Below are 14025 nucleotides of genomic sequence, written 5' to 3'. Positions count from 1 at the left end.
ACCATGGACGTCCAGAGCGTGATGACGGAGCTGCACGGCGCCCTCGGCACCGAGGGGCTGGAGCGGGTCGAGGAGTGCCTGCGCATCCTCACCGGGGAGCAGGCCCCCGAGTACCTGCACGAGGACCAGGAACCGACCCGGCTGTTCTTCCCCGGGATCAGCGCCCTGCCCTGGCACGACACCGCCGAACTGCCGTGGGTGGCACGGGTGGAGGAGTCGTACGAGGCGATCAAGGCGGAGTTCCTGGCGCTGCGCGAGGAACAGGCCCGCTTCGCCCCGTACGAGGACCTGTACACCAAGGAGCTCGGCTGGCAGGGCTGGGACACCTACCAGCTCTACCGCAACGGGGAGTGGCGCGACGAGGTCCGCGAGCGCTGCCCCGAGACCCACGCCGCCGTGTCCGCGACCCCGCACGGCCCGCGCGACGGCATGTTCACCATCCTCAACCCCGGCGTGCACATCACCCCGCACACCGGCGGCGTGAACCTGCTGCTCACCGCGCACCTGCCGCTGATCGTCCCGCCCGGCTGCGCCATCAAGGTCGCCGACGACGAGCGCGGCTGGGAGGAGGGCAAGGTCATCCTCTTCGACGACAGCTTCATCCACGAGGCGTGGAACAAGGGCACCCAGCAGCGCGCCGTCCTGCTCTGGGACGTCTGGCACCCCGAGCTGACGCCCGTCGAGGTCCGGGCCCTGGAGATCCTCATGCCCCGCTTCCAGCGCTACCTGATGGCGGTCTGAGCCCCGGCCCCGTACCCGGTCGCCCCCGGTCCTGCCCGCCCCGCCGCGCGCGGAGCCCACCACACCACGGAGAACACCTTGAACGCACAGCCGGTCCTTCCCGACGCGGCCGAGACCGACGGCCGGGTCGCCGTCGTCGGCCTCGCGGGCCGCTTCCCCGGAGCCGATTCCGTCGACGCGCTGTGGGAGCTGCTGGCCGCCGGCACCGAGGCGATCAGCCGCTTCGGCCCGGAGGAGCTGCGGGCCGACGGAGTGCCGGACGAGGAGTCGGGCAAGCCCGGGTACGTGGCCGCCAAGGGCGTGCTGTCGGACGTCGCCGGCTTCGACTCCCAGCTGTTCGGCTACAACGCGCTGGAAGCCTCGGTCATCGACCCCCAGCAGCGGATCTTCCTGGAGTGCGCCTGGGCGGCCCTGGAGGACGCGGGCTGCGACCCCGACCGGGCGCGCGGGCCGGTCGCGGTCTACGCCGGATCGCTGCTGAGCACCTACCTGATCCACAACCTGCTGCCGCGCACCGACCTGCGGGACTCGCTCGGCGTGCCGATGCTCTTCCAGGGCAACCAGCCCGACCAGCTGGCCGCCCGGGCCGCGTACAAGCTCAACCTGCGCGGGCCGGCGGTCAGCGTGCAGACCGCCTGCTCGACCTCGCTGGTGGCGGTGCACCTCGCGGTGCAGAGCCTGCTCTCCGAAGAGTGCGACCTCGCCCTGGCCGGCGGCGTCACCGTCACCGTGCCGCACCGCTCCGGCTACCTGCCGGTGCCCGGCGGCATCGAGTCCCCGGACGGGCACTGCCGGCCCTTCGGTGCCGAGGCGGCCGGCACGGTCTTCGGCAACGGCGCGGGCGTCGTGGTGCTCAAGCGCCTCGCCGACGCGCTCGCCGACGGCGACCGGGTGCACGCCGTCATCCTCGGCTCGGCCGTCAACAACGACGGCGCCAACAAGGCGGGTTACACCGCTCCCGGGGTGGCCGGGCAGACCGCGGTGATCCGCGAGGCGCTGTCCGTCGCGGGCGTCGCGCCGGACACCATCGGCTACGTCGAGGCGCACGGCACCGGCACCCCGATCGGCGACCCGATCGAGGTCGAGGCGCTCACCGCCGCCTTCCGCGCCGAACAGGACGCCGAGCTGCGCTCGGCCACCGGCTGGTGCGGCCTCGGCTCGGTCAAGTCCAACCTCGGCCACCTGGACACCGCCGCGGGCGTCACCGGCCTGATCAAGGCCGTCCTGGCCGTCCGCAACGGCCGGATCCCGGCCAGCCTGCACGCCGAATCCGTCAATCCTGGACTCGGCCTGGCCGACAGCCCGTTCTTCGTCCCCGCCGACCTCACCGACTGGCCGGTCTCCGAGGGCCCGCGCCGGGCCGCCGTCAGCGCCTTCGGCATCGGCGGCACCAACGCCCACGTGATCCTGGAGCAGGCCCCCGCGGCCGCCGCCCGGGAGGCCGCCGGACCGACCGCCGTCCCGGTCGCCCTGCCGCTGTCCGCCCGCACCGGCACCGCCCTGGACGCCGCCGCCGAGCGGCTCGCCGAGGACCTCGCCGCCCACCCGGACCGCCCGCTCGCGGACGTCGCCCGCACCCTGCGCACCGGCCGCCGCCGACTGGTCCAGCGCCGGGTCGTGGTCGCCCGCGACACCGCCGACGCGATCGCCGCGCTGCGCGGGGGCGGCCGCCGGGAGTCCGTCCGGGCCCGCGCCGGGCAGGGCGCCGCGCCCGTCGCCTTCCTGCTGCCCGGCCAGGGCGCCCAGTACCCGGGCATGGCCCTCGGCCTGCACGCGGCGCACCCGGTGTTCCGCACCGCCCTGGACGAGGCCTCCGAGCTGCTGCGCCCGCACCTGGGCCTCGACCTGGTCGAACTGCTCCGCAGCGGCGACGCCGAGCAGCTGCGCCGCAGCTCCGTCACCCAGCCGGCCGTCCTCGCGGTCGGGCACGCCCTGGCCGCCCTGTGGCGGCACTGGGGCGTCCGCCCGGCCGCCCTGCTCGGCCACAGCCTCGGCGAGTACACCGCCGCGTTGCTCTCCGGCGTCCTCGACCTGCCCGAGGCGCTCGCCCTGGTCGCCGCCCGCGGCCGGCTGATGGAGGCCACCGCGCCCGGCGCGATGCTGGCCGTCCCGCTGGACGAGGCGGCCGCCGCCGACCTCGCCGCCAGGCACGGCCTGGACCTCGCCGCCGTCAACGGCCCGGCCGCCGCCGTGCTGTCCGGCACTCCCGGGGCCGCCGAGCGCGCCGCCGCCGAACTCGGCGAGCGCGGCCTGCGCGCCCTCGCCCTGCCGGTGGACCGGGCCTTCCACAGCGCCCTGTGCGCCCCGGCCGCCGAGCGGTTCGCCGCCGAACTGGCCAAGGTGACGCTGCGCGAGCCCACCGTGCCGTTCCTCTCCAACCTCACCGGCGACTGGATCACCCCGGAGCAGGCCACCGATCCCGGGTACTGGACCCGCCAGATGCTCTCCCCGGTCCGGTTCCACGACGGACTCACCCGCCTGGCCGCGCTCGACGAGCGGATGGTGCTGGTGGAGACCGGCCCCGGCAGCGTCCTGACCGACCTGGCCCGCTCGGCCGCCGACGGCACCGCCGCACCGCGGCTCGCCCAGCCGCCACTGCCCACCCGCGGCCGCCGCGGCCCCGAGGACGAGCCCGGCAGCGCCGTGCTCGCCCTCGGCAGCCTGTGGACGCACGGCGCCCCGGTCGACTGGGAGCCGCTCGACGCCGCGGCCCGCCCCGCCGACCTGCCCGGCTACCCCTTCGAGCGGCTGCCGCACTGGATCGAGCCCACCGTCCCCGGACGGGCGCCCGCCACCGCGCTGCCCGCCTCGGATCCCGACGCGGTGCACGCCACCATCGGCTGGCACCCGCTGACCGGCCCGGCCGGGGAGGACCCGCTGAGCGGGCGCCGGCAGACCTGGCTGGTCCTGCTGGACCGGGCCGGCGCCGCCCAGCCGCTGGTCGACCTGCTGACCGCGCGCGGCCAGATCGTCACCACCGTCCAGCCCGGCACCGGGTACCGCCGGGTGCGCCGGGGCGTCTACGAACTCGACCCGGCCGACCCGGCCCAGTACGCCAAGCTGCTCGCCGACCTGCGCGCCCTGGTCCGCACGCCCACCGCCGTCCTGTACGCCTGGGGGCTCGACGAGACCGCGGACGAGACCGACGGCTACTTCGGCCTGGTCCGCCTCGCCCGGGCGATGTCCGCCGAGAGCGTGGTGCACGAGGTGCGGCTCGGCGTGGTGACCGCCGGGGCCTTCCCGGCCGCCCCCGGCGAGCGGCCCCGGCCCGCCGCGGCCCTGCTCAGCGGCCCGGTCCAGGTGTTCGGCGAGGAGTACCGCAACCTGCGCTGCACCCAGGTCGACCTCGCCGCCGGGGCCGCTCTGGACGAGGCGGCCGCCACCGCGGTGGTGCGCGCCGTGCTCACCGGTCCCGCCCCGCTGCTCGCCCTGCGCGACGGCGCCCTGCTCTCCCGCACGGTCGAGCGCGCCGAGCGGCCCGTCCCCGCGGCCCCGGCCCGGGTGCGCGCCGACAGCACCTGGCTGATCACCGGCGGCCTCGGCGGGATCGGCCTGACCCTGGCCCGCTACCTGGCCGGTGCCGGGGTCGCCCGGCTCGTCCTGCTCGGCCGCGGGACCGGCGGCGAGGCCGCCGAGACCGCCCTGGCGGGACTGCGCGGGGTCGGCGCCGAGGTGCTGGCGGTGCGCGCCGACGTCACCGACGCCGAATCGCTCGACCGGGCGCTGGAGCAGGCCCGGTCGGCCTTCGGACGGATCGACGGCGTGATCCACGCGGCCGGTGTGCCCGGCGGCGGCTCGGTGGAGCTGCGCTCCGACGACAGCATGCGCGCGGTGCTCGCCCCGAAGACCGCCGGCCTGCGCCACCTGCTGGCCGCGCTGCGGCCCGGCGAGGCCGAGGTGCTGGTGCTCTGCTCCTCGCTCGCCACCCTGATCCCGACCTACGGCCAGTCCGACTACGCGGCCGCCAACGCCTACCTGGCCGCCGTCGCGGAGGCCGAGGCCGCGCGCGGCGAGCGGTTCGCGGTGGCCGTCGACTGGGACATGTGGGCCCGGGTCGGCATGGCCAGCCAGGCCGAGGTCCCGGAGGCCCTGCGGGCCTTCCAGGCCGAGATGCTGGCCGGCGCGCTCACCCCCGAGCAGGGTGCCCGCGCCTTCGCCGCGCTGCTCGACGGCCCGGCCGGCCGGGCCGTGGTGGCCCGGGTCGGCGCCGGGATCACCGACGGCACGCTGCGCACCTCCACCGCCCCGGCCGCCGACCTGCCCCGGACGGCCGCCCTGCCGCGCCCCGAGCTCGCCACCCCGTACACCGCCCCGGCCACCGCGACCGAGGAGCGCCTGGCCCAGATCTACGCCGAACTGCTCGGCCTCGACCGGGTCGGGGTGGAGGACGACTTCCTGGAGCTCGGCGGCCACTCGCTGCTGGCCGCCCAGGTCGCGGCCCGGCTGCGGGCCGAGTTCGGGGTCGACGTCCCCGCCCGGCTCTTCTTCGAGGGCGGCCGCATCGCCGACCTCGCCGTCGAGATCGAAGACCGCATCATCGCCGAACTGGAGCAGCAGTGACCAACCCCGCAGGCCGCAACCCCCGGGGCCGCGAGGACCGCCTCGCCCGGCTCACCCCCGAGCAGCGCGCCGCCTTCGAGGCGCGCGCCCGGGGCCGCGCCGGCGCGGCCCCGGGCGCCGCCGCCACCCCCGGTCCCGCCGCCGCGCCGACGCTGCCGCCGCGCGACCGCTCGCGGCCCGCGCCGCTGTCCTTCGGCCAGGAGCGGCTCTGGTTCGTGGAGCAACTCACCCCCGGCCTCGGGGTGTTCAACGAGTACGTCGGGCTGCGCCTGACCGGCGCGCTGGACGTCGCCGCCCTGGAGGCCGCGCTGACCGGCCTGGTGGAGCGGCACGAGGCGCTGCGCACCGTCGTGGCCACCGACGCGGACGGACCGGTGCAGCGGGTGCTGGAGCAGGCCGGGCCGGTGCTCCGGGTGGTCGAGCCGCAGGACGGCGAGGCCGGCTGGAGCGAGCAGCAGGAGCGCGAACTCGCCGAGCGGGAGGCCGCCCTGCCGTTCGACCCGGAGCACGGGCCGCTGCTGCGCGCCCTGCTGATCCGCTCCACGCCGGAACGCGCCCTGCTGGTCGTGGTCAACCACCACCTGGTCGGCGACGCCTGGTCCCGCTCGGTGCTGGTGGAGGAACTCTGCGGCCGCTACCGGGCCTTCCGCGAGGGCGGCCCGGTGCCCGGGCCGCTCACCGTGCAGTACGCCGACTGGGCGCAGTGGCAGCGCGGCGAACTCACCGACGAGGCGCTGGCCGAGCCGCTCGCCTACTGGCGCGAGCGCCTGGCCGGAGCCCCGCACGTCCTGGAACTGGCCACCGACCGGTCCCGCCCGGCCGTGCCCAGCCACCGGGGCGGCCGGGTGCACTTCACCCTGGACGCCGCCACCACCGAGGCCGTGGAGCAGGCCGCGCGCACCGCCCGGGCGACCCCGTTCATGGTCACCCTGGCGGCCTGGCAGGCCGTCCTGATGCGCCACTCCGGCCAGCAGGACGTCCTGGTCGGCGTGCCCACCGCGGGCCGTGACCGGCCCGAACTCGCTGGTCTGGTCGGCATGTTCGTCAACAGCCTGGTGATGCGCTCGGACCTCTCCGGCGACCCGACCTTCGGCGAGCTGCTCGACCGGGTCCGGGAGACCGCCCTCGGCGCGCTCGCCCACGCCCAGGTGCCCTTCGAGCGCCTGGTCCGCGAGCTGCGCCCGGACCGCGACCTGAGCCACGCACCGCTCTACCAGGTGCAGTTCGGCTACCGGAACGTCCCCGCGCCGGACATCGACCTGCCCGGGGTCGACGTCGAACTCGTCGAGCTGGACAACGGGCTGTGCCGCACCGACCTGAGCCTGGAGCTCGCCCGGGACGGCGCGACCACCGCCGGCGTCTGCGAGTTCAGCCGGGACCTGTTCGACGACGACACCGTGCGCGAGCTGACGGAGGCGCTGCGGCGGGTGCTCGCCCGCGGCGCCTCCGACCCCGGCCTGCGGCTCTCCGAGCTGCTCGCGCTCACCGCCGTGGAGCGGGCCCTGCTGACCGCCGCCGGGGACGGCGGGCCGCTGCCCGAGGACGCCGTGGACGTCGTGACGGCCTTCGCCGAGGCCGTCCGCACCCACCCCGACGCCGAGGCCGTGCTGCCCGGCGGCCGCCCGGACCAGGCCCTCACCTACGCCGCGCTGGACGCGCGGGTCGACGAGCTGCTCGCCCGGCTGCGCGCCGCCGGGGTGCGCCCCGGCGACCGGGTCGGCCTGTGCCTGCGCCGCGGCACCGACCTGCCCGCCGCCATGCTCGCCGTGCTCCGGGCCGGCGCCGCGTACCTGCCGCTCGACCCCGACTACCCGGCCGCCCGGCTGGCCCACGTGGTCGAGGACGCCCGGCCCACCGCCGTCCTGGTGCACGCCGCGACCCGGGCCTCGGCACCGGCCGGCGCCCCGCTGCTCGACCTGGACGCCCCGGCACCGACCGGCAACGCCCCCGCCGAGCCCGCGCCGGTGGACCCGGACGCGCCCGCCTACGTCATCCACACCTCCGGCTCGACCGGCCGCCCCAAGGGCGTCGTGGTCCTGCGCCGCAACCTCACCGCCTTCCTGGCGGCGATGGACCGCGTGCTCGCCGAGGGCACGGACGGCACCGACGGCGCGACCGCCGCCGAGCCGTCGACCTGGCTGGCCGTCACCAGCGTCTCCTTCGACATCTCCGTCCTGGAGCTGCTCTGGACCCTCAGCCGGGGCCACCGGGTGGTGGTCAACCCCGACCCCGGGACGGCACTGCCCGCCGCCGCCCCGGCGCCCCGGGCCGACCGGGCCGTCCCCGAGTTCAGCCTGTTCTACTTCGCCAGCGACACCGCCGGCGCCGCGCCCGGCCCCGAGCAGTACCGGCTGCTGCTGGACGGCGCCCGCTTCGCCGACGCCAACGGCTTCTCGGCGGTCTGGCTCCCCGAGCGGCACTTCCACGCCTTCGGCGGGCCGTTCCCGGCCCCCTCGGTGCTGGCCGCCGCCATCGCCCGGGCGACCGAGCGGATCGGCATCCGGGCCGGCAGCGTGGTGCTGCCGCTGCACCACCCCGTACGGGTGGCCGAGGAGTGGTCGGTCGTCGACAACCTGTCCGGCGGCCGGGTCGGCCTCTCCTTCGCCTCGGGCTGGCACGCCGACGACTTCGTCCTCGCCAAGGACGCCTACCAGGACCGCCAGGCGCTCACCGTCAGCGGCATCGAGCAGGTCCGGCGGCTGTGGCGCGGCGAGCGGCTCCCCTTCGAGGGGCCCGGCGGCCGCACCGTCGACGTCGAGGTGCTGCCCCGCCCGGTCCAGGCCGAACTGCCGTACTGGCTCACCTCCTCCGGCAACCCCGAGACCTGCCGCACGGCCGGCCGGGTCGGCGCCCGGCTGCTCACCCACCTGCTGGGCCAGAGCACCGAGGAGCTCGCCGGGAAGATCGCCGTGTACCGCGAGGCCTGGCGGGAGGCCGGCCACGCCGGTGAGCCGCACGTCACCCTGATGCTGCACAGCTACATCGGCGCCGACGCGGCCGACGTCCGGGCGCACGCCCGGCAGCCGTTCCGCGACTACCTGCGCAGCTCGGTCGGCCTGATCGAGAACCTGGCCCGCGGCCTCGGCATGGACGTCCGCAGCAGCGACTTCACCGCGGAGGACCAGGAGGCGCTGCTCGACCACGCCTGTGCCCGCTACCTGGGCCACGGCTCACTGATCGGCACCGCCGAGGAGTGCCTGCCGCTGGTTCAGCGGCTGGCCGAGATCGGGGTCGACGAGATCGGCTGCCTGGTCGACTTCGGCGTCGACACCGACACCGCACTGGCTGCCCTGCCCCGGCTGGCCGGGCTGCGCCGCACCGCGGCCGCCGCACCCGCCACCGGCCCGGCCGACACCGAGCTGACCGCGCTGATCCGCACCCACGGCGTCACCCACCTGCAGTGCACCCCCTCGCGGGCCCGCACCCTGCTGGACGAGGCCGACCCGGAGGCCCTGCGCGGCCTGCGCGGGCTGCTGCTCGGCGGCGAGGCACTCGACGCCGACCTGGTGCGCCGCCTGGCCGCGCACCTCGACGGCCGGATCCTCAACATGTACGGGCCGACCGAGACCACCGTCTGGTCCACCGCCGACGAGGTCGACCCGGACGAGGGCCTGGTCACCATCGGCCGCCCGATCGCCGGCACCACCGTCCGGGTCCTCGACCCGTACGGGCGCCGGGTGCCCGTCGGTGTGCCGGGGGAACTCCTCATCGGCGGCGCCGGGGTGACGGCCGGCTACCTCGACCGGCCGGAACTGACCGACGAGCGGTTCGTCGCCGACCCGGAGACGGCCGACGCCGAGACGGCCGACGCCGAGACGGCCGACGCCGAGACGGGCGGCCCCGAGACGGCCCGCCCCGGGACCGGGCGGCTGTACCGCACCGGCGACCTCGTCCGCACCCGCCCCGACGGCCGGATCCAGTACCTGTCGCGCAACGACCACCAGGTCAAGATCCGCGGCTTCCGGATCGAGACCGGCGAGGTCGAGGCCGCGCTCACCGCGCTGCCCGGGATCCGCCAGTGCGTGGTGACCGCCTACGGTCTGGGCACCTCCCGGGCCGCGCTGGCCGCCTACCTGGTGCCGGAGGACCCGGCCGCGCCGCCGGCCTCGGCCGAGCTGCGGGCCGCCCTGGCCGGGCAGCTGCCCGGCTTCCTGGTCCCGTCCCGCTTCCTCACGCTCGACGCGCTACCGCTCACCGGCAACGGCAAGGTCGACCGGGCGGCGCTGCCCGCGCCCGAGTCCGTGCCCGCCGCCGGCCGCGACCGCACCCCGCCGGCCACGCCCACCGAGGAGCGGATCGCCGGGATCTGGCGCGAGGCCCTCGGCCTCGACGAGGTCGGCACCGGCGAGGACTTCTTCGAACTCGGCGGCCACTCGCTGCTGGCCGCCCGGATGGTCGCCGGCATCCGCGACGAGCTGCACGTGCAGCTGCCGCTGCGCACCCTGTTCGACTCGCCGACCGTGGCCGCGCTGGCCCGGGCGGTGGACGCGCTCGGCGCGGACGGGGCCGTCGGGGCCCCCGCCGAGCGGGCCGCGCTGGTCCCCGACCCGGCCCGCCGGCACGAGCCCTTCCCGCTCACCGACGTCCAGCGCGCCTACTGGATCGGCCGCAGCGGCGCCGTCGGCGGCGACGTCGCCTGCCACCTCTACCTGGAGGTGGACGTCGCCGACGTCGACCCGCTCCGGCTCCAGGACGCCTGGCGGTCGATGGTGGCGCGGCACGACGCCCTGCGCCTGGTCTTCGGCGAGGACGGCACCCAGCGCGTCCTGCCCGAGGTGCCCGCCTACGAGCTGACCGTCGACGACCTGCGCGACCTGCCGGAGCAGGACCGGGCCGAGCGCCTCGCCGGGACCCGCGCCCGGATGTCGCACCAGGTGCTGCCGGCCGACGCCTGGCCGCTGTTCGAGCTGCGCGCCAGCCGCACCGCGGGCGCCGACGTCCGGCTGCACCTGAGCATCGACACCCTGATCGCCGACGGCGGCAGCGTGCAGATCCTGCTGCGCGAACTGCTCGCCGTCTACCAGGGCACGCTCGACCCGCGCCCGCTCGAACTCTCCTTCCGCGACTACGTGCTGGCCGAGCAGGACCGCCGCCGGGGCCCGGCCCTGCAGCGCGACCTCGACTACTGGCACGAGCGGCTGGACACCCTGCCGCCCGCCCCCGCCCTGCCGCTGGCGCGGCGCCCCGAGGAGCTGGCCGAGACCAGGTTCCGCCGCCGCGAGGCGCACCTGCCCGCCGAACTGTGGGAGCGGCTGAAGAGCCGGGCCGCCGCCGGCCGGGTCACCCCCTCGGCGCTCGCGCTGGCCGCCTACGCCACCGTGATCGGCACCTGGTCGACGGCCGACCGCTTCACCCTCAACCTCACCCTGTTCAACCGGGTCGGCGACCACCCCGACCTGGCCGCCATGGTCGGCGACTTCACCGCGCTCAGCCTGTTCGAGGTGGACGGCGCGACCGCCGGCTCCTTCGCCGACCGGGCCCGCCGACTGCAGGACCGGCTCTGGGAGGACCTCGACCACCAGCTGGTCAGCGGCGTCCGGGTCGGCGGCGAACTCGCCCGCCGGCGCGGGGTCGCCGAGGCGGCCATGCCGGTCGTCTTCACCAGCGAGCTCGGCGCCGACGGCGTGGGCGGCAGCCGGGTGCTCCGGGAACTGGGCGCCGAGGTCGCCCACACCATCACCCAGACCCCGCAGGTCTGGCTGGACCACCAGATCTCCGAGGACGAGGGCCGGCTGCGGCTGACCTGGGACGCCGTCGAGGAGCTCTTCCCCGACGGCGTGCTCGACGCCATGTTCGAGGCCTACACCGGCCTGCTCACCGCGCTCGCCGAACAGCCCGGCGCCTGGACGGACCCGCACCTGGTCGTCCTGCCCGCCGCCCAGCTCGACGCCTACCGGGCGCTCAACGCCACCGACGGCCCGCGGCCCGACGGGCTGCTGCACGAGCCCTTCCTCGACCGGGCCCGGACCTCGCCCGACCTCACCGCCGTGGTCTCGGCCACCGGCACGGTGACCTACGGCGAACTGGAACGGGCCTCGGCGGCCGTCGCCCACGCGCTGCGGGCGGCCGGGGTTCGCCCCGGCGAGCTGGTCGGCGTGCGCGCCGACCGGGGCTGGGAGCAGGTGGCCGCCGCGATAGGCGTGATCCGGGCCGGCGGCGCCTACCTGCCGCTGGACGCCGGCCTCCCGGCCGCCCGGGTCGCCCGCTCGCTGGAGCACGCCGGCGCCACCGCGCTGCTGGCCCGGGAGTCCTGGGCCCCCGAGGACGCCGTGCCCGCCGGAGTCACCCTGCTGGGCTTCGAGCAGGCCCTGGCCACCCCGGCCGACGTTCCTCCGGCGCCGGTCCCGACCACCCCGGCGGACCTCGCGTACGTCATCTACACGTCGGGTTCCACCGGTGACCCCAAGGGCGTGATGATCGACCACCGGGGCGCGCTGAACACCGTGGTGGACGTCAACGACCGCTTCCGGGTCACGCCGTCCGACCGGGTCCTCGGCATCTCCTCGCTCGGCTTCGACCTCTCGGTCTACGACGTCTTCGGCGCCCTCGCCGCCGGGGCCGCCTTGGTGCTGGTAGGCGCCGGTGAGGAACGCGACCCCGCACGCTGGTCCCGGCTGGTGGCCGAGCACCGGGTCACGGTCTGGAACTCCGTCCCCGCGCTGATGGAGATGCTGCTGGCGTACGCCGACGGCAACCCGGCGGCCGACCTGGAGTCGCTTCGCCTGGTGATGCTCAGCGGCGACTGGATTCCGGTCGGCATGCCCGACAACGTCCGCGCGCTCGCGCCCAAGGCCGAGGTGATCAGCCTGGGCGGCGCCACCGAGGCCTCCATCTGGTCGGTGCTGCATCCGGTCGGCGCGGTCGACCCGGACCGCCCGAGCATCCCGTACGGCCGCCCGATGCGGAACCAGGGCATGGTCGTCCTGGACGAGGCCTTCCGGCCGCGTCCGGTCGGGGTGGCCGGCGCCCTGTTCATCACCGGCGCGGGCCTGGCGGTCGGCTACCGCAACGCCCCGGAGATCACCGCCCGCGCCTTCCCGACCCACCCGGTCACCGGCGAGCGCCTCTACCGCACCGGCGACCTGGCCCGGCTGCTGCCGGACGGCGACCTTGAGTTCCTCGGCCGCGAGGACTCCCAGGTCAAGGTGCGCGGCATGCGGATCGAGCTGGGCGAGATCGAATCCGCGCTGGTCCGGATGGACGGCGTGCGGGAGGCCGCGGCGCTGGTCGAGGGCGACGGGCTCGGTGCCCGGCTCGCGGCCTACGTGGTCCGCGAGGCCGCCCGTGCGCTGCCCGCCGCCCCGGCACCGGCGCCCGCCCCGGCGCTGGACGCCGAGCGGGTCCGCCGGCTGGAGGCGCGACTGCGCCAGCCCGGCCGCCGCGCCGACCTGGCGGGCCGTGAGGTCCTGCCCTTCGCGCTCCCCGCCGACACCCTGGAGCTGCGCCGGGCCGCCGCACTGCGCGGCGCCGCCACCGGCTTCGCCGACGTCCCGGTGCGCCTGGCCGACCTGCACGCGCTGCTGACCGTGCTCGCCCGCCAGGACGAGGACGGCGTGCCCCGGTACGCCTACGGGTCGGCCGGCGGCCTGTACCCGGTCCAGACCTACCTGGCCGTCGCCCCCGGCGGGGTGGCCGGCCTGGCGGCCGGCACCTACTACGTCGACCCCGCCGGACCGGCCCTGGTCGCCCTCGACGGCGCGCCGGGCGCGGAGCGGGCGCTGGACCCGGCGCTCTACAGCGAGGCCAACCGGCCGCTGGTCGAACGGGCCGGCTTCGCCCTCTTCCTGGTCGCCAGGAACACCGCGATCACCCCGGTCTACGGCGAACTCGCCGACCGCTTCTGCCTGTTGGAGGCCGGGGCGATGGCGCAGCTGCTGCGGCACCGGGCCGGTGACTGCACGGTGGCGCTCTGTCCGATCGGCGACGTGTTCCCCGAGCCGCTGCGCGGCGCGCTGCTGCTGGAGGACGGCCAGAGCGTGCTGCACACCCTGGTCGGCGGCCGGCCGCCGGGCGCGGCGGCCGAGGAGCCGGGCTCCGGCGCCGACTGGACGCTCGGACTGCGGGAGGCGCTCGCCGAGCGGCTGCCCGGCTACATGGTGCCGCAGCTGGTCCGGGTGGTGGAGGCGCTGCCGCTGTCGGCCAACGGCAAGGTCGACCGGGCGGCGCTCGCCAGGCTGGGTGCCCCGGCCGTCACGGCGGCCACCCCGGCCGTCACGGCCCTCCCGGCGGCCGTCCCGGCCGCGCCCGCGGCGCCGGTTCCGCCGCGGCGCACGGCGGCGCGGCCCACCGGGCCGGGCGCGGTGGAGCGGCTCACCGCACTGTGGCGGGAGGTGATGGACGGGGCGGAGGTCGACGTCGACACCAACTTCTTCGAGGCCGGCGCCAACTCCATCCACCTGGTCCGGGTCCAGCGGCGGATCGCCGAGGACTTCGGGCAGGAGCTGTCGGTGGTCGAGATGTTCGACCGGCCGACGATCCGCCACCTCGCCGATCTGCTGGACCGGCCCGCCCCTGCGGCGGCCGCGGAGCCGTCGCCGGCCCCCGGGAGCAGCGCCCGGCCGGAGGCACCGACGGAGGCACCGAGCGCCGGCGGCGACCGCCGGCAGCACCACGAACGGCGCCGTGCCGCCCGCCGGGGCGGCTCCGGCACCAACCCGACCGGCTGACCCGAGCGGCCGGCGGCCGGGCCGGGCACCCCTGCCCGGTCCGGCCGCCGGCCCCCAG

At 76.9% G+C, this 14025-nt stretch carries 3 protein-coding genes; all 3 read left to right on the top strand.

Going from position 1 to position 14025, the window contains the following annotated elements:
* The first annotated feature begins 3 nt into the window (after nt 1-3).
* Nucleotides 4-741, top strand: a complete 738-nt coding sequence (locus BOQ63_RS36625) for an aspartyl/asparaginyl beta-hydroxylase domain-containing protein (protein WP_072655710.1) — start codon at nt 4-6, stop codon at nt 739-741.
* A gap of 78 nt (nt 742-819) precedes the next feature.
* Entirely contained in the window at nt 820-5301 is a 4482-nt protein-coding gene (locus BOQ63_RS36620; protein ID WP_150476258.1) for a type I polyketide synthase, read from the top strand.
* Nucleotides 5298-13967, top strand: a complete 8670-nt coding sequence (locus BOQ63_RS36615) for a non-ribosomal peptide synthetase (protein WP_150476257.1) — start codon at nt 5298-5300, stop codon at nt 13965-13967. The genes BOQ63_RS36620 and BOQ63_RS36615 overlap by 4 nt, the downstream gene beginning before the upstream one ends.
* Nucleotides 13968-14025: the final 58 nt, after the last annotated feature.

Source organism: Streptomyces viridifaciens (assembly GCF_001888885.2).
GTDB classification, from domain to species: Bacteria; Actinomycetota; Actinomycetes; order Streptomycetales; family Streptomycetaceae; genus Kitasatospora; species Kitasatospora aureofaciens.
Note: the sequence above shows the minus strand (reverse complement) of the source record. Positions and strands in the feature narration are given on the sequence as shown.

Bases quoted from the DNA above. Each gene is read 5' to 3' on its own strand.
- BOQ63_RS36625 (WP_072655710.1), top strand. From the start codon at position 4: ATGGACGTCCAGAGCGTGATGACGGAGCTGCACGGCGCCCTCGGCACC.